This is a genomic window from Kocuria rhizophila (genome assembly GCF_003667225.1).
Classification (GTDB): domain Bacteria; phylum Actinomycetota; class Actinomycetes; order Actinomycetales; family Micrococcaceae; genus Kocuria; species Kocuria rhizophila.
Genome location: NZ_RCOM01000001.1, coordinates 68,661 through 95,254 on the forward strand (window position 1 = coordinate 68,661; position 26,594 = coordinate 95,254).

The window sequence follows — 26,594 nt, forward strand, 5'->3', positions numbered from 1 at the left end:
GTGCGATCCACTCGGAGGCCTCAGCCCCGGCCTGCCACGATCACCACGGGGTCAGGCGCACCAGCGGGAGATCCACTCGTCGGCCAGCGCCAGGAGATCGGCCCGGGTGGCATCACGAGCGGACGTCCCTGGTGCTTCGGGGGCGGCCGGATCCGTGCCGCTGAGCCCCCACATGGCAGCGGCCACCGTGGTGGCCACGGCACGGGCCGCGGTGTGGACCGGGGTGTCCCCGGGCAGCGCCGCAGAGGCGCGTCGAGCGGCGTCGTCCCCCGGAGTGGCTGAGGCCGGGGACTGCGAGGAGGCGGCGTCCGCCAGTGCGGCAAGTCCTAGAGCCAGGGCCGTCGACGCCGCGTGCTCGCCTCGTACGGCGAGATCCGGTGCCGCGGCCAGCAGCTCGCGCCGTGAGTCCGGTTCCGTGCACTGCGCCAGCAGCTCGAGGGTGCGGGGTGCGGGGCGGGTGACGACGGCGCACACCCGAGCGGTCTCGGCCAGCACGTCTTTCACGGTGGCACCGGTCTCTGCCGCGCGGGCGGCGGCGTGGACCGCGAGGGCCATGCCCACGGCGGCGGTCTGCGCCTCCGGGCTGCCGTGGGTGATGGCGGCCGAATCCACGGCGAGAGCCACGAGGGTCTTCCACCCGATGGTGGGGACCATGCCGTAAGGAGCCGTGCGCGCGAGAACCTCGGGGCTGTCCGCGGCGGGAAGCACAGGTCGCACGACCTCTCCGAGCGAGCCGGTGGCCAGCGCGTCGAAGGAGTCGCCGGAGTGCTCTCCCGGGGCGGCGAGGACTGGATGGTGGCGGTCCAGGTCGTCGGATGGCGGGTGCGGGGCGTGGTCGGGCAGCTGCGCGCCGTTGGTCACGGCCCACCGGAGGTAGGACAGCCAGGCGCACGCGGTGGGGTCTGCACTCTGGCCGTCGTTGGCCCAGCCCGCCACCTCGTCCAGCGCGGCCACCGTGCGTGCGGCGAGCTGCGTGGCCTGGTCGGGCCGGTCCGTGCCCGCGGCGATCCACGGCGCGAGAACCACTCCGCGGACCAGGTCCGGGTACCGGTGCGACGTCGCGTCCAGTCCTTGGTCTCGTGCCAGCAGCTCGGGTGTGTTCTCGATGGTCATGGGACCAGTCTAGGAAGACTCGCCGGTGTGATGACCATGAGGGCATGGCGAGCACACGAACACCGCAGACACACGGCCCCGGCGGGCAGGAGGACGAGGTGGTCTCTCACCCTGGCGAGGTGCCGCGGGCTTGGAGGCGTCCCAAAGGTCAGCGGGAGGCCCCGGGACAGCCCACCCCGGCGGGATTCACCCGGCAGTCGTCCGCAACGTTGTGCACGGTGGCACGCCAGACGCTCAGCTGCACGGGGGCGGAGGCCACTTGGTTGTATCCCGCCACGGGCTGCCACCCCGTCCCCGCGATGTTGTACTCACCGTAGAACCAGGTGGTGAGGGTGACCGAGTAGTCACCGGTTGAGGTGTACACGTGCGAGGTGTCCGTGGGAGTGTCCCACGCACCCTCCGGCAGGGGAGCACCGGTGAGGGGAGTGGGGCCCAGGGACGCCCCGTCCCCGTAGTTCCAGGTGTACTGGGCGGGGTAGGCGCGCACCGACACGGGGTAGCCACCCAGGGTGGTCTCGAACGTCTGAGGCTGCGCCACGGCGTAGACATTCGTGTTCATGTTCTTCAAGGTGTCCGGGGCGGGCTGCACGTGGTTCTCCGCCGGAGCCACCGCGAGGCGCTGGAAGTCCTGAAGGGTGAACGTGGGCAGTGGCACGTAGCCGTCGTCTCCCGCGCCGTCGGCCTGGGCATCAGAAACGCACATCTGAGTGCCTCGAGGTGAACGCGCGCCGTCCGATGCCCCGCCCACGACGATGTCCATGGACACCCCGGTCTGGCCGGAATCGTCCGTGCACTCCTGCTGGGCCCGGCAGCTGCGCAGGGCGGCGCCCTTGTCGCGGGTGCAGGGATCCTGGAGGCCGTAGACCGTCTTGTTCTTGGCGGTGTCCATCATGCGGGCGTTGAAGAAGATGGAGTCGTCGTCGGACATCAACCGGTCGCGGAGAGCCTTTTGAAAGGCCGGATCGGTGTCGGGGTTCCATGCTCCGCCAGGTGAATCTCCCCCCGATGCTCCAGAGGCGTCGGACGCGTTCGAGGTGCCCGGAATTCCGCGCCCGGAAAACTTCACCCGTCCTTCGATCTTGACGTCGATTATGGACCCGTGTGCACTAGATTCGGTAAATAGCTGGCTCTCCTTGGAACCTATTCCAAAATCTGGAAGCGTCGGCTCGTCGGCCACTGCAGGGGGCGTAATGGTTAGACAGAAAGTTGAGGCCGCTATAGTCAACAGCGCCGCAGGTCGTCGTTGGGTGCGCATCAGAGTGATCCCCTGGGGGACCCGGTGAGATATACCCATTGGGCGTTCTCTCGGTATAGGTAAACATCGAAGCCCTCGGATGAGTCGAACGGTAGTTGGCGTCGCGGTATCTTGCCGTCAACGATCGCTGTCGCACCTGAACTCTTAATCCTTACCGGCAAATTGTAGCCACCATCTGGGCGCTTTGTGAATGAATGTGGTTCGATTTTCGCAGTTTCAAATCCACCTGCGGCCCAGTTTCCTTCGCTATACATCTTTTCGTATGCCTCGTATTGTTCAAGACATTCTGCACAGTCAGTCGAGGTAATTTCCATGACGAGCGAAGTATCCCCTGTTTGTATGGAGTACCACTGCGCATCCGCTCGGTAGTTGAGGAAGGCCTGCGCGCCCGCCTCAGTCTCCTCCTTTGCCTCGGGGGGCATGACCGGCTTCGGTACGTTGCGTGCGGGGTGCTCCAGTGTGGCGGGCTCGTAGTCGTCTGGCACCTTCTGCCCAGTGGCCAGGACGGTGGGCTCCTCAGGCCGCCAGTCCTCGGGCAGGGCCGCTTTGCTCGATGCCGTGGGGGTGGCTGTGCTTGCGGGCTTCGCGGAACCGGTGTCGGTTCTTTCTGGTGAGGGTGACGCGGAGGAGGACGTCTCTGCGGCCTGGGTGCCGGCGGTGTTGTCCTGCGGGCTGGTCCCGCAACCACCCAGAACGAGGATGCCGAGGCCCACCAGGGCCAGAGTCCGCGCTCGCGTTCGTGCCGTACCCGTGTGCAGCATCTTTCACGCACTCTCCCTGTTGTCGTTGTCGAATCGGTGTGATGCACCTGACAATCACCAGAGCATAGGGTGAAGACTGCCGCCGCGGGAGTGGTCGGCGAGCAAATGTGGACAACTCCAATGATGCAGATGCACGACTGCACGTCAGGGGGGTGTGACGCCCCGCCCGTGCCTGAATGGGTCTCGACGTGGCCGCAGACGTCCGGGCGCGGTTCATGAGAAATCACGGAGAACGCAGGGTCCGACCCGGTGCACGTGGGCGCGATGCCGTCGACCCGGAGCGGGACACGGGCGCGCCATGCGTGAGAGCCCTTATGAGTGTCTGAGACCCCCGTTACGTTTGATGCATGCTGATACTGCACACCTCCGACTGGCACCTTGGCCGGACGTTTCACGGGGTCGACATTCTCGACGTCCAGCGGCGGGCGATGTCCGAGATCGTGCAGTGGGTGAAAGAGCGGGGGGTGGCCGTGGTTCTGGTCTCAGGGGACGTCTACGACCGGGCTCAACCACGCACGGAGGTGGTCGAGCTGCTCAACGCCACCCTCGGAGGGATTCGTGCGGCGGGGGCGCAGGTGGTGCTCACGAGCGGCAACCACGATTCTCCGGCGCGGCTCGGATTCGGGGCAGAAATCATGGCTCACGGCGGTGTGCACCTCCTGACATCCGTGGCTGGAGCAGAGCGGCCCGTGGTGTTCCGCCAGAGGAACGGCTCGGTGACAGCGGAACGAGCGCCGTCCGTCGCCCTGAAAGACGCGGGAGATCACGGGGATACTCACGAGGACGCCGTGGCGGTGTACGGCATCCCGTACCTGGAACCCCGGGCCGTGGCGCCGTTGCTCGATTGCCCTCCAACGCACCAGGCAGTCCTCGGTGCGGTGGCCCAGGGCATTGCCGTGGACAAACGGACCAGGGCTGGCATCCCCAGCGTGGTGATGGCGCACGCCTTCGTCACGGGCGCCGAACCCACGGACTCGGAACGAGTGGTGGACTCCGGGGGGTTGGGCACCGTGTCCGCCGAGGTCTTCGCCGAACACGACTACACCGCACTGGGACACGTCCACCGGAGGCAGCGGGTCACGGACACCGTGCGCTACAGCGGTTCTCCGGTGGCCTACTCCTTCTCGGAGGCGTCCCACACCAAGGGTGCGTGGCTGGTGGACATCGGCGCCCCGGGGGTGAGGAAGGTCGAGGAACTCGAGCACGAAGCCGGACTTCGCCTCGCGCGACTGCGTGGACCTCTGGACACGCTGCTTTCCGCCCCGGAAAACGCCGCCGCGCAGGATGCGTGGTGCCAGGTGGTTCTCACGGATCCCGAACGGCCGGCGGTCGCGATGGAGCGCGTCCGCACGCGCTTCCCCCGCACGGTGGAACTGCGCTGGGAGCCCGAGGGAGGACGCAGCCTGTCGCCGCGCAGGTACAGCGCCCAGGTGGCGGAGGCGGCCAGCCCTGAGGAACTGTGCGCCAGGTTCTACGACCACGTCCGGCACCGCGGACTGTCACCAGAAGAGGCCCAGGATGTGCACGATGTCGTGGCATCGGTGGCGGGCGCAGGGGCGCAGAGATGAAGCTGCACCGGATGGAGATCACCGCCTTCGGGCCTTTTGCGGGTCATGAATCCGTGGACTTCGAGGCGCTCAACGCCGCCGGCGTGTTCCTTCTCAACGGGGAGACGGGCTCCGGAAAGACGAGTGTCCTGGATGCCATCTGCTTCGCGTTGTACGGCACCGGCCCCACTACCGCGGCCAAGGGTGGCCGCAAGGCCGGGCACAGCGACCACGCGGATCCGCACACTGCGCCTCGCGTGGAGCTGGAGTTCACGGCCAGCGGCCGTCGCTGGCACGTGAGCAGGACTCCCGCGTGGCGGGAGCCGTCCACCCGGGCGGCGTCGGGGTGGAGCGAACGGCACGCCACGGTGCTGCTGCGCGAGCTCGTGGACGGAGAATGGTCGGAACGGGGGTACCGCCCGGATGACGTGGGGCAGATGATCCACCACGCGATCGGACTGGACCGAGAGCAGTTCACCCAGGTGATGATGCTGCCCCAGGGCAAGTTCGCCCGTTTCCTGCAGGCGGGCTCCAAGGACCGGGAGGAGCTGCTGGAGACCCTGTTCGGAACGGATGTCTACGCGCGGATCCAGGACGAGCTCAAGGTGCGCGCTGACAGTGCACGGGCGGATCTGCGCGAGGCGGAAGCGGAGGCTGAGCGCACCCACGACCAGCTCGAGCGGTTCCGTGATCGGGTGGCGCTCGTGGTTGAGCACCTGCCCTCGGACGCCCAGGAAAACGTCCCCGGACATGCGGACGGGGCGTTGGCGGAGGGGCTCTTTGGTGGAAACAGGCGGGCAACCACCGGGATGGCCGACGCTCCGCGGGACGGCGGGCGAACTCCCGCACCCGGGACGTTCCCGGCCGACGGCGCTCCGACCGCCGAGGACGACACGGCCGAGGTGCGCTGGGGTCACCTCCAGGCATCCTGCCGTCTGGTGGAGGACACCCTGACCACTGCGCGGTCCCAAGCAGCCGAGGACCACGCGGCGGCCCAGCAGCAACTGGCCCAGCTGCAGCGCACCCAAGAGCAGGCGGGGCGGTATGCCCGGCTGGAACACCAGCGGATGGAACTTGCGCAGGACGCCGATCGGGCCGAGACCACAGTGGCCCGGCTGCGGGACCACCAGGCCGCGTCGGGTCTGCGGGAGATGATCACCGGCGCGCAAGAGGCTGTGGCCACGGTCAGCGCCGCGGCGGCGCGCGTCACGGGGCTTCGGGAGGGCCTTGCGGTCAGCAGCGCGTCGGGAACGACAGCCCGCCGGGTCCTGGGGGATGCGGCCACGCTGCTGGACGAGCAGCTCGACCGCGGGGAGTTCTCCTCCGAGCTGCGAGATGCCGTCGTGGCCGCCCGAGAGACCGCGCGCGCTCTGGTCGAGCGTGCAGAGGCCGCGCAGCGCGAGCACCAGGACATGCTGGCGCAGCAGGAACGGCTCACTGTCCTCGAAACCGAGGAGCACCGTGTGCGCGAGGGTCTGGGCGCGGCACGGACCGAGCTGGCGAAGTCCGAACAGGCTCACAGCGCGCTCCTGGCGGGGGTCAAGGACGAGGCACTTGTTCGAGACCGGGCCCGCGCCTGCCGGGACGCGCTGGCGGCGAGCCGTGAGTACGCACAGGCACGCTCCGTGGAGGAGCGGTGCCGGAGCGCCTACGAACAGGACGAGAAGTCCCGGCGCGTCGCGGCGCTGCGCGTGGAGGAGCTGGAGGGGCAGCGCTATGCCCGGGCGGCGGCGTCGTTGGCCGAGGAGCTCAGCCCCGGGCACCCCTGCCCCGTCTGCGGGTCCACCGAGCATCCGGAACCGGCGAGCGCCACCTCCGGGGAGGACGTCAGCGCCGAGGTCCTGGACAGAGCTCGAGCTGCCAGGGAAGGCGCTCAGGCGGCGGCGGACCGTTCACACGCCGCGTGGCAGGACGCGCGGGACACCGCATCGCAGGCGCTGGCGCGCGGGGCGGATCCGGATCTCGAGGCGGTCGTGCAGAGGGCAGGCGCTGCCGAGGCCGCGGAAGCTGAGCTGGACGCGCGGCTGTCGGAGGTGGAACGCACCGCCACCACTCTGGCCTCGACCCGAGACCGGGTCGCGCAGTGCGAGGCGGTGCTTGCCCGGAAGGTGGCGGACGTGACAGCTGCCAGGACTCGGGTGGAGGCCATGGCGGAGCACGACGAGCAGGAACGGGCTCACCTGGCTGCCAGCCTGCGGGGTTTCCCTTCGGCAGCCTCCTTCCTGGAGAGCGCGGAGTCTCTGTCGGACACCGTTGAGGTATGGGACACCGAGCACCGCGTGCTGGAACGCGCGCGTCACGAGGCCCAGTCCGCCGAACGCGCGGTGGAGAAGGCCCTGGAGGCCTCGCCGTTCGCGTCGGAGGACGCGGTGCTGCGAGCCATCCTGGAGGACCGCGATGCCGCTGAGCTCACAGCATGGCACGAGAAGTGGACGCGTGACGTTGCGCGGGTCGAGGCCGAACTCGCGACCCAGGACATGCAACGGGCCGCGCGGCTCTCCGAGGAGGACCGTGCGCAGCTCACGGACCACGCGATGGAACGGGCTGCGGCCCGGTGCCGAGACCTGGAGGAGCTGCGTGACCGGCTCACCCAGCAACTCGGGGGCTTGCACGCGCTGCGCCGCGATCTCGACGCCGCTGCGGCTGACGTGCCGGCGCAGGAGGCCGCGCACCGGGTGGCACGGGAGAGAGCGGAACGTCTGGGCGGACTGGCGGACGTCGCCACCGCCACCTCCTCCGAGAACACGCTGCGCATGACACTGACCTCGTTCGTGCTCGCGGCGAAGCTCGAGCACGTGGCGGCGGTCGCGTCCGAACACCTCTCCCGCATGTCCTCCGGTCGATTCACCCTGGTTCACACGGACCAGACCCGCGGTGGTGGCAAGTCGGGGCTCGGACTGGAGATCGACGACTCCTGGACCGGGGCGCGCCGAGGAACCGAGACCCTCTCCGGTGGTGAATCCTTCTTCACCTCTCTGGCGCTGGCGCTGGCCCTGGCCGATGTGGTGCGAGCAGAGGCCGGCGGTCAGGAGATCGACACGCTCTTCGTGGACGAGGGTTTCGGGTCCCTCGACGAGCAGACCCTCGAACAGGTCCTCGAGACTCTGGACGGGCTGCGCCGCGACGGCCGCGTGATCGGTGTGGTCTCCCACGTGAGCGAGATGAAGCAGCGCATCGACACCCAGCTGGTCGTGACCAAGACCCCCCAGGGTTCGCACCTGGCGGTCACAGCCGGTCCCCTGACCGCCCAGTAGGCTGGCGGCGTGAACTCTCTGACCTCGCGCGCCGCCCTCCAGCGCCCCTCCGGTGCCCCGACTCCGCGGGAGCGCTGGGTGCGCAGCGACCGTCAGCTCAGCGCCATCACTCTGCTGCTGCGCCTGCCCCAGGTCATGGCCCCTCTGGGCGTCCTGACCTGGCTTGCCGTCACCTCGTCCTCGGCGTGGGCCGCTGCGCTCGGTTCCGCAGCACTCTGCGCGGGCATGGCGGTGTGCGCCATGGGCATGGCGGTCTTCGCCACGGTGCGGTGGCGGCTGTGGATCCTGGCGGCCGTCGCGGTGATCCAGTGCACGGTCATGTGGCAGCTGTCCCGGGTGGACATCACCACGGTGACGCCCTCGAGGGACGGGGTGCAGGAGTTCCTGCCCTTCTTCATTGCAGGCCTCTCCCTGGCACCCATGGGTCTCGCGGCGCGGCTCCGCTGGGCCTCGGTGTGCGAGGGGGAGGACCGCCCGCAGGCCTTTGGAGCCGCCATGCGGCGCGAATCGGTGAACGAGGCGCTCGCCACCGTCCTCGGTGCCGCCCTCACCGGGCTGCTCGCCGTGGTGACGGGCCCCTCATCCGTGCTGCAGGTCTCGGCGGTGCTGTCCGTGGTGTTCATGGCACTGTTCGTCCTGCACCCCTCCGCCCGGCACCCCCAGGCCAACATGCCGGTGAACCTCTGGTTCCGGGGATCGTGGTCGTGGCACCGGGAACAGGCCGCCGTCTTCCGGCTCCGGCACAGTGTGCTGTTCGGCATCGCGGCGTTGAACGCGCTGCTGGGCGCAGCCCAGGGGTGCCTGGCGGTCTACTCCGTGTCCCTGGACACGGTGGAGTCCATGGGTGTGATGTACGCGCTGCTGGGTTTCGGGGCCGCCGTGGGCTCAAGCCTCGCGGTGCGGTTCCGCCACAGGATCACGGCGTCCAACACGTGGGTGCTCGTGGCCACGGGTGCCCTGTTGACCACCATGCTGCTCTCCGGACCCTCCGGTACCGTCGGCTACGCCATGGTGCTCATGACCGTGGGGTTCTTCTCCGGCCCGTGCCTGTTGGCGATCCACAGCTGCGCGGGGCAGGTAGACATGGCCCACGGCTACATGGGGCTCGTCGCGCTCATGAACGTGGCCACGGGAGCGGCCACCGCGATCGGACTGATCGTGTGCACCTACCTGGGGGTGTACTTCGACTACATGACCGCGGCCATGATCCCCGTGGCCGCGGCCATGCTGCTGCTGGGCAGCGCTCTCGTCTTCAGCCACGGGTTGCGCCGCGCGCCCGGGACGGACCCCACGATCTGAGAAGATCTTCGGCCCACCGGGCCGTGGGGGAGAGGACGGGGACAGAGGCCCTTGCGGAAGCGGGCCCTCAGTAAGCGGCCCCGGAGACAGCAACTCGAAGGACGTGGGCCAGGAGACAGCGGCTCCCGCAAAGCCGGGCCGGCCGACCTCGGGTCCGTCCGGGCACGCGGAGGGCCGTCGCCCAGCAGAACGACGGCCCTCCGCGTGGGGTGCGGCGGGTCAGTGACCGCGCGCGATCCACTCGGGGAGGTGTGGCTTCTCGTCCCCGATGGTCGTGGAGTCACCGTGACCGGGGAGCACGAGGGTGCCCTCGGGCAGACTCAGCAGGCGCTCGTCGATCGACTCGATGATCGTGGGGAAGTCCGAGTAGGAGCGCCCCGTGGCCCCGGGCCCTCCCTGGAACAGGGTGTCGCCGGTGAAGAGCACCCCGTGGTCCCCGAGGTCCGGAGCATGGAAGACGACAGAACCGGGGGAGTGCCCGGGGGTGGCCAGCACGGTGAGGGCCACCGATCCCGCGAGGAGCTGCTGACCGTCGGAGAGCGGCTCCGGAGCAGGGCCGTCGGGGTACACCGCATGCCACAGCATGAGGTCCTCGTGGCTCATGAGCACGGGGGTCTCCCCGCCCAGGCGGTCCACGAACTGCCGCACGGCCTTGATGTGGTCGTCGTGCCCGTGGGTCAGCAGCACGTGGGTCACGGTGCGGTTTGCCACCGCCTCCAGCACGGCACCGGGGTCGTGGGCGGGGTCGATCACGGCGCACTCCGCGGCAGTGCCCACGATCCACACATTGTTCTCCACCTCCCACGAGCCGCCGTCGAGGTTGAAGGTCCCCTCGGTGACGCACTTCTCCACGGTCACGCCACCGCGGGGGTCGGTGAGCACGGTCTCGGGCTGCCGCGTCATCGGTCGAGCTCCACGACGGAGCGCAGGACCTTGCCGGAGGACATGGTCTCGAAGGCCTGGTCGACGTCGTCGAGCGCAATGCGCTCCGACACGAAGGCGTCGAGGTCCAGGCGCCCCAGGACGTACTGGTCCACGAGCATCGGGAAGTCCCTGGAGGGCAGCGTGTCCCCGTACCACGCGGACTTGATGGAGCCGCCGTGGGAGAACACCTCGTCCAGGGGCAGATCGACCGTGGTGCCCGGGTTCGGAACGCCCACGAGCACCACGCGCCCCGCGAGGTCCCGTGCCTGGAACGCCTGCATGAACGTGTCCGCGACCCCCACGGCGTCGATCACGAGGTCCGCACCGAACCCACCCGTGAGCTCGCGGATGCCCTCGATGGCGTCGGTGGTGCGCGAGTTGATCGTGTGGGTGGCGCCGAGGCGCTGCGCGGTCCGCAGCTTGTCGTCGTCCACGTCCACCGCGATGATCGTGGTGGCTCCCGCGAGCGCCGCCCCGGCAATCGCGGCCGTGCCCACCCCGCCGCAGCCGATCACGGCCACGGACTCGCCCCGCTGCACGGCCCCCGTGTTGATGGCGGCGCCGATTCCGGCGGTGACGCCGCAGCCCAGCAGCCCCACGGCCGCGTACTGCTCGTCCTCGAGGGGCGTGCCGATCGGCGTGCACTGACCGGCGGCCACCAGCGTCTTCTCCGCGAAGGCCCCGATGCCCAGGGCCGGTTCGAGCGCGGTGCCGTCCTCCAGGGTCATCTTCTGCGTGGCGTTGTGGGTGTCGAAGCAGTACCAGGGTTCACCCCTGCGGCACGCGCGGCACTCCCCGCAGACCGCGCGCCAGTTGAGGATCACGTGGTCGCCCACGGAGACCTCGGTGACGCCCTCGCCCACCGCGCTGACCACGCCAGTGGCCTCGTGCCCCAGCAGGTAGGGGAAGTCGTCCCCCACCCCGCCCACCTTGTAGTGCAGGTCCGTCTGGCACACGCCGCACGTGAGCACGTCCACCAGGGCCTCTCCCGGCCCCGGATCCGGAACCAGGATGGTCTCCACCGTGGCGGGCTCGTTTGCCGCCCGCACCACTACTCCCTTGACCTTGTGCATGCAGTTGCCTCCGTCGTGCTGCTCGGTTGCCTGTCGCTCCCAGTATGCGCGGTCCGCTCCGCGCCGCGCAGCCGCTCCGCGGGTATTCGCCGCGCGGTGAACATCACGGTGCTGCGCCGCGCAGGAACAGCTGCCCACGACGCCGCCGCCCACCGCCCCCGGCCACGGATCCCGAGTGCGCGACGGGGCCCGCACGATCGTGTCGTGCGGGCCCCGGGGTGCCGATCGCCTGGGCGGTCGGGAGGGTGCGGGTCAGTCCTTCTCGGAGTAGTCCACGTGCTCGGTGTGCAGCCGGATCTTGCGACCCTCGGCCTCGAGCTTCTGCTCCTTGGTGCGCAGCTTCTTCACCTGGGTGGTGTCCCGCGGGGGGAGCTGGATGGTGCGCTCGGCACGGATGCCGCCCTGCAGCTGACGACCGCGTTCGAGCTCGGCGTCCACCTCGGCGCCGAAGAGCAGCGCGTTGTTCATGATCCAGAGCCCCAGCAGCAAGATGATCACGGAGCCGATCACTCCGTAGGTGGCGTTGTAGGACGCGAAGTTGGAGACGTAGAACGCGAAGCCGAGGCCCGCGACGATCATGAAGACCAGGGCGATCGCCGCACCCGGGCTCATCCACTTGAACTTGGGCTGCTGCACGTTCGGGGTGGCGTAGAAGAGAATGGCGATCAGCAGGACCAGCAGGAACAGGGTCACGGGGATCTTGACCCAGGACCACACGGTCACGGCGGTGGAACCCAGCCCCACGGCGTCGCCGAGTGTCTGGGCGAGGTCACCCGAGAGCAGGACCATGACCATGATGGCGGCCACGATCAGCACCACGATGAGGGTGATCAGCAGCATGACGGGCTTGAGCTTCCAGAACGGGCGCCCCTCGGAGACCTCGTAGATGCGGTTCATCGAGCGGGAGAAGGCCCCGGTGTACCCGGACGCGGTCCACAGGGCACCGGCCACACCGACGACGAGGGCGAGACCTGCGCCGGACTGGGTGGTCAGCTGTGAGATGGGCTCAGACAGCAGCTCCACGAGGGACGAGGGGGCGTACTGGTTCAGGAAGTCCAGGATCGCCTTGGTCGTGGCCTCACCCTGGCCGAAGACGCCGAGGAGAGAAACCAGCGCGAGCAGCGCCGGGAAGATGGACAGCACGGCGAAGTAGGTGAGGGTGGCCGCGAGATCGGTGCAGCCGTCCTTGGTGAACTCGGACAGGGCGCGCTTGAGGACATACCCCCAGGACTGGCCCTTGAGCTTGCCGGGGGAGTCGGGCTTGGAGTCGTGGTCCGGGTGGGGAGCGGAGTCCTCCCGGGCCGCGGTCGACTCCAGGTTCTGGTCGGTCATGGGGGTCCTCTCGAGGGGGAAAGAGACGGGGCTGCGAGGTGCAGGCGCTGCGAGTCAGTGTACTAACTGTGCGCGGCCTTCCTGCGTGTGTCACCGAATGGGAGCGCGACCGCGCCCGTGGACTGGCACGGTCGCGGTCGCGCGGGTTCTCCGCCGGGCGCCGGCCCGGTCCCTCCTAGCGGGACAGGGACAGCGCGTACTGGTGGATGCGTTCGCTGAGGCGTGTGAGCACGCGGATCTCCTGGGCGTCCAGCGCCGTGCTGACCACAGCCGCGACCTTCTGGTCGTTGTCCGCCGAAATCTGCTCGTAGAGCTGCGCCCCCGCCTCCGTGAGTCCCACTCGCACTCCTCGCAGATCCTGCGAGTCCTGTCGGCGGGTCACGAGCCCCTTGTTCTCGAGACGCTCGAGCATGCGGGACAGACTGGACTGGGTCAGCAGCACGTGGCTGTTGAGGTCCCGCAGCCTCAGTCCGCTGCGATCCGACCCGTACAGCGTGGCCAGCACCTCGAACTCGCGGCGTGACAGCCCGCGGAGGTCAACGTCCCGCTGCAGTTGTCTGGTCACTGACACATGGCAGCGACTCAAAGCATCCCACGCCTCGATACTCCCCCTTGACGTCATTCTTTCCCCCTTTGTAGCAACGTTCACCCCCTATGAACGTTATCTACATGTTACGAGGGCGGGCTTTCCCATATCTCCCGGGACGTGTCCACACTTCTGGCCGGGGGCCTCGTGCCTGTCCACGCAAAGGGGCACACGACGGCGCGGGGGGCGTTGCGCACGCAGCGCAACGGCCCCCGCGGGAGACTGTGGTGGTCTCAGTCGATGCCGAGAACGGACGCGGTGTGGCCCATGATCTCGTCAGCCAGCCGCGGGTTGTCGTTGAGCTTGACGCCGTAGGCGGGAATCAGCTCCTTGATCCGGGGCTCCCACTCGGACAGCTTGGCCGGGAAGCAGCGGGAGAGCAGGTTGAGCATGATCGGCACGGCCGTGGATGCTCCGGGGGAGGCGCCCAGCAGGGCCCCGATGGAACCGTCCGCGCTGGTGACCAGCTCGGTGCCGAACTGCAGCACGCCGCCCTTCTTGGGGTCGGACTTCATGACCTGGACGCGCTGCCCGGCCTCGATGAGCTCCCACTGGGACCCGTCCGCCGTGGGGTAGTACTCGTGCAGGGCGTCGATCCGCTGGGACCGGGTCTTGGTCAGCTCGCCCATGAGGTACTTTACGAGGTCGAGGTTGGCCATCCCGGCGCGGGTCATGGGGTAGAGGTTGTGCGCGCGCACGCTCTTGGGCAGGTCCAGCAGGGACCCCTTCTTGAGGAAGTTCGGCTTGAACCCTCCGTAGGGGCCGAACATGATGGCGCGGCGTCCGTTGACGTACCGGGTGTCCAGGTGGGGGACGGACATCGGAGGCGCGCCCACGGAGGCCTGGCCGTAGACCTTGGCGTTGTGCTGCGCGGTGACGGTGGGGTCGGTGTTGCGCAGGAACAGGCCGGACACGGGGAAGCCGCCGAAGCCCTTGGCCTCCTTGATGCCCGACTTCTGCAGCAGCGGCAGCGCACCGCCGCCCGCGCCCAGGAACACGAACCCGGCGCGGATCACGCGGTTGTTGTCGCTGTTGAGACGGTCCTCCACGGACACCAGCCACGAACCGTCGCTCTGCCGCTTGAGGGTGGTCACCTGCTGGCCGTACTGCACGGAGACGTTGCGCCCCCGGAGGTGGTCGAGAAGCTGGTTGGTGAGCGCGCCGAAGTCCACGTCCGTGCCCTCGGGAGCGAAGGTGGCGGCCACCCGCCCCGCGCCGCGTCCGTGCATGGTCAGCGGAGCCCAGTCCGCGATCACGCTGCGGTCCTCGGTGAACTCCATGCGCTCGAACAGCTTGTTCGGCTTGAAGGCGTCGTAGCGCGCGCGCAGGTAGTTCGCATGCTCCTCACCGAAGACCATGGAGATGTGGGGCACCGAGTTGATGAAGGAGCCGGGGTCCTGCAGCGTGCCGTTCTCCACCAGCGAGCTCCAGAGCTGGCGGGTCACCTGGAACTGCTCGTTGATGTTCAGCGCCTTGTCCGCGCTGACGGTTCCGTCGGCAGCCTGCGGGGCGTAGTTGAGCTCGCACAGGGCGGAGTGCCCGGTGCCGGCGTTGTTCCAGGCGTTGGAGCTCTCCAGCCCAGCCGCGTCCAGACGCTCGAGGACCACCATCTTCCAGTCGGGCTGGAGGTCGTTGAGCAGGGTGGCGAGCGTGGCGCTCATGATGCCGGCGCCCACGAGGACGACATCGGCGGTTTCGGTGGGCTGAGGTGAAGTCACTGTTTCTCCCGTGCGTGCATGTGCGGCGCGGCACTGCGCCTGGACGTTCACGGTCCAGGGTATCCCCAGCCAGGGTCAACTCCCAACGCGCGAGCTGGCAGCGAAGCGGCTCAGGCGAGCTCCAGATCGTTGAAGCGCTCGAAGCCCGTGGAGGTCAGCGGGTAGTTCACCACCCGGGAGCTCACGGCCACCGCGGAGACGGGGTGGGACAGCGGCACGGCCGGCATCTCCTCGGACACGCGGTCGTTGAGGGTCTTGTACGCGCTGGTGCGGGAATCGCCCTGGGGCATGCCCGCGGCGCGGTTGACCGCGGTCATCAGCCCGGCGTCGTCGAACCCCAGGCGCGCCTGCGGTGCGCTGAGCAGCGGGGCCATGAAACTGTCCGGGTCCCGGAAGCTGCCGCTCCACCCGAGGAGGCTGAACGCGTGGTCCCCATCCGGGGTGGACACCGCATCGAGGTAGCCCTCGTCCCAGTCCATGGGCACCGGCTGCAGGCGGAAGCCCACGCGGGTGAGTTGCGCCGAGATCTGGGCGTACACCCGTTCCGGTTCCTGAAGGTACATCCTGGACGTGTGGCGGGGGTAGAGGAAACGCAGCCGTTCGCCACGGTAAGAACTCTTCTTGAGCAGGTCCTTGGCGTGCTGGGGGTCGTAGCCGGGGATCTGCAGGTTGTCCCCGTTGACGTTGAAACGTGCGGGCACGAACTGGTCCGCCACGTTGGTCCCGTTGGGGTACAGGGACTTGGCCAGTGACCCGCGGTCGATGGCGGCGGCGACGGCTCGGCGCACGTCCAGGTCCTGGAACGCACGGACCCGCTGGTTGAGTCCCAGGTAGGACACGGCGTAGGGGTCCCGGTAGAGCACCTGGATGCCCTCCCGCGCCAGCGGTGCGAAGTCGTCCAGCCCCACGAGGTCGTAGGCGTCCACCTCACCCGTGAGCAGGGCGGCGCAGCGGACCTCGGGGTCGGGGACGACCCGCAGCTCGAGAGTTCCCACGCTTCCGAGCTCACCCCAGTAGTCCTCGTGGGCGAGCAGCTTCACGGACTCGGGTGTTGCGGAGTCCAGTCTGAAGGGGCCGGTGCCCACGAGGTGCTGGTCCTCGGTGCCCGCGCGGATGCTCTCGGGGGAGGACATGGCGAAGGCGGGCTGGGTGAGCGCGGAGAGCAGCGGCGTGTAGGGGCGGGTCAGTCGGAGCACCACGGTGCGCTCGTCCGCCACGTCCACTCCCGCGTAGCACGTGCTGACCCTCGGGTCCGGTGAACCGTGGCGGAACGTGGTGGCGAACGCGCACTGGCGTGCCCAGGCCTCTGGGGATTCCGCCTGGGCCTGCCACTTGTCGAAGTTGGCCTTGACCGCTGCCGCGTCGAACTCCGTGCCGTCGTGGAACGTCACGTCCTCGCGCAGGGTGAAGGTGACGGAGCGCCGGTCGTCCGCGACCACCCAGGACTCCGCGAGTGCCGGGGAGGGCTCACCCGTGGAGCGGTCCGCGGCCACGAGACCCTCCAGGACCTGGGTGGAGACCCGTGACGTCTCCTGGGACGTGCGCCGGGAGGGATCCAGCCCCGTGGGTGCCGCGGCGTGTGCCAGCACGAAGGATGCCTGCGGTGGGGGTGCGCTCGCCCCCGAACGGGTGCTCCTGTCCCCGCATCCCGAGATCGAGAGGCCGAGACCGAGGCCGGCGGCAGCGAAGAGCGTGCGTCGCCCGAAAGCCTTCTCAGCCGTCACCCGCGCACCTTCCTGCCGTTCTGGTCGTCTTCTGGGTGGCGGTCCCCAGCCGTGCTGTGCGCAAGACGGGAATCGAACCCGCACGCCGTGAGGCACAGGAACCTAAATCCTGCGTGTCTGCCAGTTCCACCACTCGCGCCGTCCTCGGGCGTGCCGGTGGTCACCCACACGACCTCCCGAGATCGTCCCCCATCCTAACCAGTCGTCGCCCGGGTTTCGCCGGGAGAGCGGGGGTGCGCGCCGCGCCGTGACCACGGGCCGACGCCGCTCGGCCGGGCGGTGCCACGTTCCCCGGACGGAGCAGCGCGGAGCTCTCACGCCGGGTGGCGCGCTCGGCGCGGGGCGCCCGTGCGGGCGGAGGTGGGCTGGCGGCGTCGTCCGCGCACCGTGGCGCCGCGGACCCGCGGCGCGCCCGTGTCCCAGGACGCGCCCTGGACGGCGCTGAGGTCAGGAGTCGATGCCCAGATCCCTGCGGAGCTTGGCCACGTGCCCCGTGGCGCGCACGTTGTACTGGGCCAGGGCCACCGTGCCCTGCTCGTCCAGGACCACCGTGGAGCGGATGAGCCCTTCGGAGACCTTGCCGTAGTTCTTCTTCTCGCCCCAGGCGCCGTAGGCCTCCGCCACGCTGTGGTCCTCGTCCGAGAGCAAGGGGAAGCCGAGGTCGTGGTCGGCGGTGAACTCCGCCAGGGCTGCGGGGGCGTCGGGGGAGATCCCGACCACGCGGTAGCCCGCGCCGGAGAGGGAGGCCAGGTTGTCCCGGAAGTCGCAGGCCTGGGTGGTGCATCCGGGGGTCGCCGCGCGCGGGTAGAAGTAGAGGATCACGTTCTCCCCGCGCAGCTCGCGCAGGGACACCGGCCGGCCCTGGGCGTCGGACAGGGTGAAGTCGGGGGCGGTGTCCCCTGGGTTCAGGCGCGCGCTCATGCTGCAGTCCTCCGTGTGTGGTGACAGATGTTCCCTAAATTGTGCAACCTCGCGTACAGTGCAGGGGTGCAGATCGAGCATGCCATGCTCGGGCGCGCTGCGGGGATCCCGGCGACCGGGGGGGGTTGCCGCTGCGGGTCGATCGAATCGACGTCGTGCGCCTGCGGAAACGCCCCGTCGGGGGAGCGGCTTCCTGCGGCATCTTGACTGCCCTCGCGCTTTACTGTAAAGAGTCCGAAACGCACCGAGTGGATACAATCGTCTTATGTCGTACAGGAACCAGTGGCCCACGAACCGTCTGCTGTCCACCGCGGCACGGCTCGTGGAGCACGCCTGGAACGAGGAACTCGCGTCCCTCGGGGTCACCCACGCCGGCGTGATGGCTCTGGACGTCCTGCACTCGAAGGGCAGCATGACCCAGGCGCAGCTGGCGCAGGAAGTGCGCGTCCAGGCGCAGACCATGGGCAAGACCCTGCACCGGCTCGAGGCCCACGGGCACATTTCCCGCGCCAAGAACGAACGCGACCGCCGCTCCCACGTGGTGAGCATCTCTCCGGTGGGGGAGGGTGTGCTGGAACGTGCCGCACACATCGAGCAGGGCCTGCTGGGTGGCGGCCAGGACTCCGACGAGGAGTTCCGGTGCCGGCTCGTGGAGATCATCTCATCCCTCGGCGGTGCGCGCTGGCGCCGGGAGGTTGAGGAGGACCGCGCCGCGTGCGACGCGAAGAACTGCGGGGGTCTGCAGACCCACTGACCGTGGCGCGCCGTCGCTGATCCGCCCTGCGCGGCCGTCGGCGACACGTCACCCGCAGGGCCTGGCGGCCTTCGACTGCGGGGGGCGAGGATCCCGCCCTGCTCGGAACCCGCACGGCGTACCGTGCGCACTGCGAACATGACGAAAGCCGGACCGCTGATGCGGTCCGGCTTTCGACGTGGTGCGCCCCCAGGGACTTGAACCCTGAACCCATTGATTAAGAGTCAATTGCTCTGCCAATTGAGCTAGAGGCGCGGGTGCTGCTGGTTCGGGTTTTGGCGTTTCGCCGTTGCCTTCTCCCTCGCAACGAGAGATAACTTTAGCAGTCCGACCGGGGGAGTCAAATCGGGGGTCGGGGCGGTTCCTCGCCGGTTGTCCCGCGGCTCCCGCACCCGTGCTCCCGCCGTAGAATCACGGACATGAGTGCCCCCGCCGATCGTGTCCCGCTCGACTCCCTGACGGTCCTGTCCCTGCCGGACCCGTGGCTGCTCGAGGAGGTCGCCGCCGAGGCGCCGGACTTCCGGTGCGTGCTGTGGGACCTGGTGGGCGAGCCGCAGGAGTGTGCACGCCACGAGGTGGACATCGCGGTGGCTCCCTACGACAGCAACAGGTGGCGCAAGGACCCTTCGGTGCTGCGGGACGTCTCGCTCCTGCAGCTGCAGTCCACGGGGTACGACGGCGTTCCCGAGCTCCTGGGGGAAGGCACCGCTCTCGCGGCGGCCGGCTGGGTGCACGCCGCGGGGACCGCGGAGATCGCCCTGGGGCTGATCATTGCGGCGCAGCGGGAGCTGGACCGCGGTGTGCGGCAGCAGGCCGAGGGCGTGTACCGGACCTACCACTCCCGTGCGGTCGCGGACTCACGGGTGACCGTGGTGGGGGTGGGGGAGATCGGCGGCGCGGTGGCCTCCAGGCTCCGGCCCTTCGAGGTGCAGCTCACGCGTGTGGCCTCCTCCGCGCGGGACGATGCCGCCGGCCACGTCCACGGCACCGACGAGCTGGGGGAGATCCTTCCCCGCACGGACATCCTGGTGCTCGCGCTGCCGCTCACGGCTTCCACGGTCGGTCTGGTGGATCGGGAGATGCTCTCCCGGCTGCCCGACGACGCCCTGGTGGTCAACGTGGGGCGGGGGCCGGTGGTCGACACCGCCGCCCTCACGTCCGAGGTGTGCGCGGGGCGGCTGAGGTGTGCACTCGACGTGGTGGATCCCGAACCGCTGCCCGGCGAGCACCCCCTCATGGGCGCTGCGGGGTCGATCGTGCTGCCCCACGTGGGCGGCTCCAACGCGTCCTACCGGCCCCGGATGCGGCGCCTGGTCCTGGAGCAGCTGGAGCGTCTGCGTCAGGGGCGCTCGCCGCAGTTCCTGGTCCAGCCCGGTCGTCTCATGATGTGAGATGACTTGTCCGCCGATTGACACTCGGGTTCGCTGCGTCACACCATGGGGACATGAATTCGGCACAGCGCATCATCCAGGTCCTCGTCCTGGTCGCCCTCATTGGACGACCGGCCTGAGGAGCTGCGACGCGCACACCGCCAAGGCCCTCAGCCCACGGAACCCGTGGACAGGGCCTTTATTCATGTACGAGGACACCACCCCCGCCCTCTCCCGCCGAACACCACCCCGTCCGGCACCGTCACCACCACGCACGTAAGGACACAGCCCCATGAGCAAGGACCAGCCGATCTCACCGGCGGTGATGGCCCAGCGGAGCACCCCGTCCGGGCCCACTGCCCAGACCGCGGACTCGGACCGGGTCCACCTGACGGGCCACGCCGCGGACGTCGTCGCCCCTGAGCAGATGACGGGCTCCCAGGCGATCATCCGCTCGCTCGAGATGCTCGGCGTCACGGACGTGTTCGGGCTGCCCGGCGGCGCGATCCTTCCCACGTACGACCCGCTGCTGGACACCGAGAAGATCAACCACGTGCTGGTGCGCCACGAGCAGGGTGCTGGCCACGCCGCCGAGGGCTATGCGCTCGCCTCGGGCCGGGTGGGCGTGTGCATCGCCACCTCGGGTCCCGGTGCCACCAACCTGGTCACGGCCCTGGCGGACGCCAACATGGACTCCATCCCCATGCTGGCCATCACGGGCCAGGTGGCGAGCTCCTCGATCGGCACCGACGCCTTCCAGGAGGCGGACATCGTGGGCATGACCATGCCGGTGACCAAGCACTCCTACCTGGTGACCGACCCCGAGGACATCCCGCGGGTGCTTGCGGAGGCCTACCACCTGGCGTCAACGGGCCGGCCGGGCCCGGTGCTCGTGGACGTGGCCAAGGACGCCCAGCAGGGGCAGCTGACCTTCAGCTGGCCCCCGCACGTGGAGCTGGCCGGCTACCGCCCGGTGACGCGGGGGCACTCCAAGCAGATCAGGGAGGCCGCGCGGCTGATCGCCGCCGCCGAGCGTCCCGTGCTCTACACGGGCGGCGGCGCCATGCGCGCCAACGCCCCGGCAGAGCTCGCGGAGCTGGCGGAGCTCACGGGTGCCCCCGTGGTCACCACGCTGACCGCCCGCGGGATCTTCCCGGACTCCCACCGGCAGAACCTGGGGATGCCCGGGATGCACGGCACGGTGCCCGCGGTGTACGCCATGCAGCAGGCGGACCTGCTCATCACGCTGGGTGCACGCTTCGACGACCGCGTGACCGGCCAGCTGGACACCTTCGCGCCGAACGCCAAGGTGATCCACGCGGACATCGACCCCGCGGAGATCTCCAAGAACCGGATCGCGGACGTGCCGATCGTCGGGGACCTGGCGTCCGTGATCCCCGACCTCACCCAGGCGGTGCGCCAGGAGTTCGAGGAGACCGGGGCGCCGGACCTCAGCACCTGGTGGCAGGCCCTGGACTCCCTCACGGAGACCTACCCCCTGGGCTACACCCGCACGGAGGACGGCCACGGCAGCCCGCAGCACGTGATCGAGCGGATCTCCGCTCTGACGGGCCCCGAGGCCGTATACGCCTCGGGCGTGGGCCAGCACCAGATGTGGTCCGCACAGTTCGTGGACTACGAGCGGCCCCGGCAGTGGCTGAACTCGGCCGGCCTGGGCACCATGGGCTTCGCGGTCCCCGCGGCCATGGGCGCCAAGGTGGGCCAGCCGGACCGCGTGGTGTGGGCCATCGACGGGGACGGCTGCTTCCAGATGACCAACCAGGAGCTGGCCACGTGCGTGATCAACGACATCCCCATCAAGGTGGCGGTGATCAACAACTCCTCGCTGGGCATGGTGCGCCAGTGGCAGACCCTGTTCTACGACGGGCGGTACTCCAACACGGAGCTGAACACGGGCCACGACTCGCGCCGCATCCCGGATTTCGTGAAACTCGCCGAGGCCTACGGCTGCGCGGCCCTGCGGTGCGAGCGGGACGAGGACGTGGACGCCACCATCCAGAAGGCGCTGGAGATCAACGACCGCCCGGTGGTCATCGACTTCGTGGTCTCCGCGGACGCCATGGTGTGGCCCATGGTCCCCGCCGGGGTCTCCAACGACCAGATCCAGATCGCCCGCAACATGACGCCCGAGTGGAACACGGAGGACTGATCCATGAGCCGACACACCCTCTCCGTCCTGGTGGAGGACAGGCCGGGCGTGCTGACCCGGGTGGCGGGACTCTTCGCCCGCCGCGCCTTCAACATCCACTCCCTGGCCGTGGGCCCCACGGAGCTGTCCGGGATCTCCCGGATCACCGTGGTGGTGGACGCGGACGGTGAGCTGCTCGAGCAGGTCACCAAGCAGCTGAACAAGCTGGTCAACGTGATCAAGATCGTGGAGCTCACCCCGGAGTCCTCCGTGCAGCGCGACCACATCATGGTCAAGGTCCGCGCGGACGCCGCCACCCGGCTGCAGGTCACCCAGGCCGCGGACCTTTTCCGTGCGACCATCGTGGACGTCTCCACGGAGTCCGTGGTGATCGAGTCCACGGGCTCCCGCGACAAGATCCACGCGCTGCTCGACGTCCTGGAGCCCTTCGGGATCCGGGAGATCGTCCGCGCTGGCACCGTGGCCCTGGGCCGCGGCCCCAAGTCCATGTCCGACCGCGCACTGCGCCACTGATCCACCGGGCCCTGCCGGCTCGCACCGTCGACCGGGCACCCCGGACCGGCCCGCCGCCCCGCGGCGTCGGGCCCCACGAGAACCCCACCCGCTACCCAAGGAGACAGAGCAAGCTCATGGCAAAGATCTACTACAACGACGACGCCGACCTCTCGATCATCCAGAACCGCTCCGTGGCCATCATCGGCTACGGCTCGCAGGGCCACGCCCACGCGCTGAACCTGCGCGACTCCGGCGTGGACGTCCGCATCGGCCTCAACGAGGGCTCGAAGTCCCGCGCCAAGGCCGAGGCCGAGGGGCTGCAGGTGATGAGCATCGCCGACGCCGCCAAGGAGGCGGACGTCATCATGATCCTGACCCCGGACCAGGTCCAGGCGCAGGTCTACGAGGAGTCCATCAAGGACAACCTCCAGGAGGGCGACGCGATCTTCTTCGCGCACGGCTTCAACATTCGCTTCGGCTACATCGAGGCGCCCCAGGGCGTGGACGTGGCCATGGTCGCCCCCAAGGGTCCCGGCCACACGGTGCGCCGCGAGTTCGAGGCCGGGCGCGGTGTGCCAGACCTGGTGGCCGTGGAGGTCGACGCCTCCGGCAACGCCCTGCAGCTCGCCCTGTCCTACGCCAAGGGGATCGGCGGCACCCGCGCCGGCGTCATCGAGACCACCTTCACCGAGGAGACCGAGTCGGACCTCTTCGGCGAGCAGGCCGTGCTGTGCGGCGGCGTCTCCCACCTCGTCCAGTACGGCTTCGAGACCCTGACCGAGGCCGGCTACCAGCCCGAGATCGCGTACTTCGAGGTGCTGCACGAGCTCAAGCTGATCGTGGACCTCATGGTCGAGGGCGGGATCGCCAAGCAGCGCTGGTCCTGCTCCGACACCGCCGAGTACGGCGACTACGTCTCCGGTCCCCGCGTGATCCAGCCCGAGGTCAAGGAGCGCATGCAGGAGGTCCTTGCGGACATCCAGAACGGCGCCTTCGCGGACCGCTTCATGAAGGACCAGGCCTCCGGCGCCAAGGAGTTCAAGGAGCTGCGCGCCAAGGAGGAGCAGCACCCGGTGGAGACCACGGGTCGCAAGCTGCGCTCGCTGTTCGCGTGGGAGCAGACGGACGCGGACTACACCGAGGGCACCGCCGCGCGCTGATCCGCGTTCGCGCGGTCCCGTCGCCCGCGGCGTCGTCGTACCAGGTGGTGCCGTGCGCGGGAGCGGCGGGCCCGGTGGCGGGTCCGGGGCCGGTGCGCGGCGGAGCACCGGGCGGGGAAGGTGGGCGCGGGTCGATAGAGTGGAGGGGTGACTCAGCTGAACCCCTTCTACGCGACCACGGCCATCTCCTACCCGAACGGAGCGCCGCACATCGGCCACGCCTACGAGGCGATCGCCGCGGACACGCTGGTGCGCTTCAAGCGCCTGGACGGGTTCGGCACCCGGTTCCAGACCGGCACGGACGAGCACGGGCAGAAGATGCAGCAGACCGCGGAGAAGCTCGGCACCACCCCGCGCGAGCTCGCGGACGCGAACTCGGCACGGTTCCGGGAGATGGACGACGAGCTGGGGATCTCCTACGACCGCTTCATCCGCACCACGGACGAGGACCACGCCGCGGCCTCGCAGGAGTTGTGGAAGCGCATGGAGGCCAACGGCGACATCTACCTGGACACCTACGCCGGGTGGTACTCCGTGCGGGACGAGGCCTACTACGCCGAGGACGAGACCGAGGTGCGCGCGGACGGGCAGCGCTACTCGATCGGCACCGGCACGGAGCTGACGTGGACCGAGGAGGAGAGCTACTTCTTCCGGCTCTCGCGCTACCAGGACCGCCTGCTGGAGCTGTACCGCACGGACTTCGTGCAGCCCGAGACCCGCTCGCACGAGATCGCGTCCTTCGTGGGCGGGGGACTGCAGGACCTCTCGATCTCCCGCACCACCTTCGACTGGGGCGTGCCCGTGCCGGGCAACCCGGACCACGTGATGTACGTGTGGGTGGACGCGCTGACCAACTACCTCACCGGGCTGGGTTTCCCGGACACGGACGCGCCGCTGTTCCGCGAGTTCTGGCCCGCGTCCGTGCACCTGATCGGCAAGGACATCGCGCGCTTCCACGCGGTGTACTGGCCGGCGTTCCTGATGTCCGCGGGGATCGAGCTGCCGTGGAAGGTCTTCGCCCACGGCTTCCTGTTCAACCAGGGCGAGAAGATGTCCAAGTCCGTGGGCAACGTGATCGACCCCCACGCGATGGTGGAGGAGTACGGGCTGGACCAGCTGCGGTTCTTCCTGCTGCGCGAGGTGCCTTTCGGCCAGGACGGGAACTACTCGCACGACGCCATTGCCGGGCGGATCAACTCGGACCTGGCCAACGACCTCGGCAACCTGGCCCAGCGCAGCCTCTCGATGGTCGCGAAGAACCTCGGTGGGGAGGTTCCCGAGCCCGGTGAGTTCACGGCCGAGGACCTCGCGATGCTCCAGCAGGCCGAGGACGTGGTGGCCGACTACCGGGCGGCCTTCGACGCGCTCGCCTTCCACCGCGGGCTGGAGTCCGTGTGGCGCGTGATCGCCTCCGCAAACCGCTACTTCACGGCGCAGGAGCCGTGGGTGCTGCGCAAGACCGACCCCGAGCGCATGGCCACCGTGCTGTACGTGACCGCCGAGGTGCTGCGCATCGTGGCCATCCTGGTGCAGCCGGTGATGCCCGGCTCCATGGCCCGCCTGCTGGAGCAGCTCGGCCAGCCCGAGGGTGAGGCACGGATGTTCTCCGCCCTGGGCACGCGCCTGGCCCCCGGCACGGCGCTGCCCAAGCCGAGCGGTGTGTTCCCGCGCTACGAGGAGCCCGCCGCGCTCGCGGACTGACCCCTCCGAGCGGGCGCGCCGCGTCCGTGGACTGCATCCTGCTCACGGACCACGCCGCGTCCACGGGTGATGCGTTTCCCGCAGCTCGACGCCGCCCGTCGGTGCCGCACCCCGCGGCGTCGGCGGGCGGCGTCGTTCCCGCGGGTGGCCGCGCCCGCCACGACAACGCGGAAGGGCGGGCCTCAGTCTCACGATGTGGAACGGGCATTCATGATGTGGATACGGCCGCCCGCACGCCCCTACTGTGGGCCCATGAGCGAAACCACTGCCGCCGAGACCGCCCGCCGCCACTCGATCGCCGTCCTCCCCGGCGACGGGATCGGTCCGGAGGTGGTGGCCGAGGCCGTCAAGGTCCTCGACGCCGTGACGGAGCCCGCCGGGATCACCCTGGAGAGGACGGAGTACCCGCTCGGGGCCGAGCACTGGCTGGCCACGGGCGAGGTGCTCCACGACGACACCATGGAGCGGCTGCGCGCTCATGACGCGATCCTCTTCGGTGCCGTGGGTGCCGCTCCCAACGACAAGCGGGTGCCCTCCGGGATCCTGGAACGCGACCTGCTGCTCAAGCTGCGCTTCGGCTTCGACCACTACATCAACCTGCGCCCGGCCACCCTGTACCCGGGCACCACGAGTCCGCTCGCCGAGCCCGGCGACATCGACTTCGTGGTGGTGCGCGAGGGCACCGAGGGGCTCTACGCGGGCAACGGCGGAACCCTGCGCACGGGCACGGAGCACGAGATCGCCACCGAGGTCTCCGTCAACACGGCCCACGGGGTCCGCCGCCTGGTGCGCTACGCGTTCGAGCTGGCGCGCAGCCGGGAACGCAAGAAGCTCACGCTGGTCCACAAGCACAACGTGCTGGTCAACGCGGGCCGGATCTACCAGCGCACCGTGGACCAGGTCGCAGAGCAGTACCCGGACGTCACGGTGGACTACATGCACGTGGACGCGGCCACGATCTTCATGACCACGGATCCGGCGCGTTTCGACGTGATCGTCACCGACAACCTCTTCGGGGACATCCTCACGGACCAGGCCGGGGCCGTCACCGGCGGGGTCGGCCTGGCGCCGAGCGGCAACATCAACGCGGACCGCACCGCCCCCTCCATGTTCGAACCCGTGCACGGCTCCGCCCCGGACATCGCCGGGACCGGCACCGCCCAGCCCACCGCCGCGATCCTTGCGGGGGCCATGATGCTCGAGCACCTCGGTCACCCGGAGCTCGCCGCGCGCATCGACCGCGCCGTCCGCGAGGACCTGCGCCTGCGCGGCACCACCCGGCGGAGCACGGCGCAGGCGGGGGACGACGTCGTGGCGCAGCTGGGCGCGGACGGCGCGTAGCTGCCACGGCGGGTGCGCACGACCCTGCATACTGTGAGAGACACACATCACGTCCGGTCCGCACCACCACGGAGCGTGACCCGAACGGTCGAAGGA

20 protein-coding genes and 2 tRNA genes are annotated in these 26,594 nt (G+C 69.4%); 10 read left to right on the forward strand and 12 right to left on the reverse strand.

Going from position 1 to position 26,594, the window contains the following annotated elements:
- Window positions 1-51: 51 nt before the first annotated feature.
- From D9R02_RS00315 to D9R02_RS11975, 3 genes are all read right to left on the reverse strand, one after another.
- Window positions 52-1,113 (reverse strand): ADP-ribosylglycohydrolase family protein, encoded by a 1,062-nt coding sequence (locus D9R02_RS00315; RefSeq protein WP_070638401.1) that lies wholly within the window; start codon window positions 1,111-1,113, stop codon window positions 52-54.
- A gap of 148 nt (window positions 1,114-1,261) precedes the next feature.
- Window positions 1,262-2,041, reverse strand: coding sequence for a PKD domain-containing protein (locus tag D9R02_RS00320; protein WP_121566090.1), 780 nt, complete (start codon window positions 2,039-2,041; stop codon window positions 1,262-1,264).
- A gap of 326 nt (window positions 2,042-2,367) precedes the next feature.
- The gene (locus D9R02_RS11975) at window positions 2,368-2,853 is read right to left on the reverse strand and encodes a DUF6318 family protein (protein ID WP_124108963.1); all 486 of its coding nucleotides are present in this window, start codon (window positions 2,851-2,853) and stop codon (window positions 2,368-2,370) included.
- A gap of 623 nt (window positions 2,854-3,476) precedes the next feature.
- On the opposite strand from D9R02_RS11975, the gene D9R02_RS00325 reads away from it, so the two are divergent.
- Genes D9R02_RS00325 through D9R02_RS00335 form a run of 3 tightly spaced genes read left to right on the forward strand, consistent with a single transcriptional unit; the run spans window position 3,477 to window position 9,229 of the window.
- Window positions 3,477-4,697: an exonuclease SbcCD subunit D gene (locus D9R02_RS00325; RefSeq protein ID WP_070638392.1), complete on the forward strand. Its 1,221-nt coding sequence runs from the start codon at window positions 3,477-3,479 to the stop codon at window positions 4,695-4,697.
- On the forward strand, window positions 4,694-7,930 hold the full coding sequence (locus D9R02_RS00330) for an AAA family ATPase (protein ID WP_257744213.1): 3,237 nt from the start codon (window positions 4,694-4,696) through the stop codon (window positions 7,928-7,930). Before D9R02_RS00325 ends, D9R02_RS00330 begins: the two co-directional genes overlap by 4 nt.
- A gap of 9 nt (window positions 7,931-7,939) precedes the next feature.
- The gene (locus D9R02_RS00335) at window positions 7,940-9,229 is read left to right on the forward strand and encodes an MFS transporter (RefSeq protein ID WP_223246096.1); all 1,290 of its coding nucleotides are present in this window, start codon (window positions 7,940-7,942) and stop codon (window positions 9,227-9,229) included.
- A 219-nt stretch (window positions 9,230-9,448) separates the two neighbouring features.
- Here D9R02_RS00335 and D9R02_RS00340 read toward each other — a convergent pair whose 3' ends face one another.
- The 8 genes from D9R02_RS00340 to bcp form a co-directional block, all read right to left on the reverse strand.
- Window positions 9,449-10,132 carry an MBL fold metallo-hydrolase gene (locus D9R02_RS00340; RefSeq protein WP_047979316.1) on the reverse strand — a complete coding sequence of 228 codons (684 nt, stop codon included), beginning with the start codon at window positions 10,130-10,132 and terminating at the stop codon, window positions 9,449-9,451.
- Window positions 10,129-11,226, reverse strand: coding sequence for an S-(hydroxymethyl)mycothiol dehydrogenase (locus D9R02_RS00345; protein ID WP_047979317.1), 1,098 nt, complete (start codon window positions 11,224-11,226; stop codon window positions 10,129-10,131). The genes D9R02_RS00340 and D9R02_RS00345 overlap by 4 nt, the downstream gene beginning before the upstream one ends.
- Window positions 11,227-11,478: 252 nt before the next feature.
- Window positions 11,479-12,558 carry a YihY/virulence factor BrkB family protein gene (locus D9R02_RS00350; RefSeq protein ID WP_121566092.1) on the reverse strand — a complete coding sequence of 360 codons (1,080 nt, stop codon included), beginning with the start codon at window positions 12,556-12,558 and terminating at the stop codon, window positions 11,479-11,481.
- A 175-nt stretch (window positions 12,559-12,733) separates the two neighbouring features.
- Complete coding sequence (locus tag D9R02_RS00355) at window positions 12,734-13,123, reverse strand: MarR family winged helix-turn-helix transcriptional regulator (protein ID WP_019309319.1); 390 nt, start codon at window positions 13,121-13,123, stop codon at window positions 12,734-12,736.
- 254 nt (window positions 13,124-13,377) lie between these two features.
- On the reverse strand, window positions 13,378-14,862 hold the full coding sequence (locus tag D9R02_RS00360; RefSeq protein ID WP_019309318.1) for a malate:quinone oxidoreductase: 1,485 nt from the start codon (window positions 14,860-14,862) through the stop codon (window positions 13,378-13,380).
- Window positions 14,863-14,972: 110 nt separating this feature from the next.
- A complete protein-coding gene (locus D9R02_RS00365; RefSeq protein ID WP_102613447.1) occupies window positions 14,973-16,586 on the reverse strand; it encodes an ABC transporter substrate-binding protein in 1,614 nt (537 codons plus the stop codon).
- 57 nt (window positions 16,587-16,643) lie between these two features.
- A tRNA-Leu gene (locus D9R02_RS00370) sits at window positions 16,644-16,725 on the reverse strand.
- A gap of 308 nt (window positions 16,726-17,033) precedes the next feature.
- Window positions 17,034-17,507, reverse strand: coding sequence for a thioredoxin-dependent thiol peroxidase (gene bcp, locus D9R02_RS00375; protein ID WP_019309316.1), 474 nt, complete (start codon window positions 17,505-17,507; stop codon window positions 17,034-17,036).
- 265 nt (window positions 17,508-17,772) lie between these two features.
- Between bcp and D9R02_RS00380 the strand changes: the two genes are divergently transcribed.
- Window positions 17,773-18,261, forward strand: a complete 489-nt coding sequence (locus D9R02_RS00380) for a MarR family winged helix-turn-helix transcriptional regulator (RefSeq protein ID WP_102613448.1) — start codon at window positions 17,773-17,775, stop codon at window positions 18,259-18,261.
- A 179-nt stretch (window positions 18,262-18,440) separates the two neighbouring features.
- On the opposite strand, the gene D9R02_RS00385 is transcribed toward D9R02_RS00380, so the two are convergent.
- Window positions 18,441-18,516: transfer RNA gene (locus tag D9R02_RS00385), tRNA-Lys, on the reverse strand.
- A 164-nt stretch (window positions 18,517-18,680) separates the two neighbouring features.
- Here D9R02_RS00385 and D9R02_RS00390 point away from each other — a divergent pair.
- The 6 genes from D9R02_RS00390 to D9R02_RS00415 all read left to right on the forward strand — a co-directional run bounded on the left by D9R02_RS00390 (window position 18,681) and on the right by D9R02_RS00415 (window position 26,498).
- A complete protein-coding gene (locus D9R02_RS00390) occupies window positions 18,681-19,652 on the forward strand; it encodes an NAD(P)-dependent oxidoreductase (RefSeq protein WP_121566093.1) in 972 nt (323 codons plus the stop codon).
- 271 nt (window positions 19,653-19,923) lie between these two features.
- Window positions 19,924-21,801, forward strand: coding sequence for an acetolactate synthase large subunit (locus D9R02_RS00395; protein ID WP_047978538.1), 1,878 nt, complete (start codon window positions 19,924-19,926; stop codon window positions 21,799-21,801).
- 3 nt (window positions 21,802-21,804) lie between these two features.
- On the forward strand, window positions 21,805-22,314 hold the full coding sequence (gene ilvN, locus D9R02_RS00400) for an acetolactate synthase small subunit (protein ID WP_121566094.1): 510 nt from the start codon (window positions 21,805-21,807) through the stop codon (window positions 22,312-22,314).
- Window positions 22,315-22,430: 116 nt separating this feature from the next.
- A complete protein-coding gene (gene ilvC, locus D9R02_RS00405; RefSeq protein WP_121566095.1) occupies window positions 22,431-23,456 on the forward strand; it encodes a ketol-acid reductoisomerase in 1,026 nt (341 codons plus the stop codon).
- A gap of 147 nt (window positions 23,457-23,603) precedes the next feature.
- Entirely contained in the window at window positions 23,604-25,157 is a 1,554-nt protein-coding gene (metG, locus tag D9R02_RS00410; RefSeq protein ID WP_121566096.1) for a methionine--tRNA ligase, read from the forward strand.
- A gap of 252 nt (window positions 25,158-25,409) precedes the next feature.
- Window positions 25,410-26,498 carry a 3-isopropylmalate dehydrogenase gene (locus D9R02_RS00415; RefSeq protein WP_121566097.1) on the forward strand — a complete coding sequence of 363 codons (1,089 nt, stop codon included), beginning with the start codon at window positions 25,410-25,412 and terminating at the stop codon, window positions 26,496-26,498.
- Window positions 26,499-26,594: the final 96 nt, after the last annotated feature.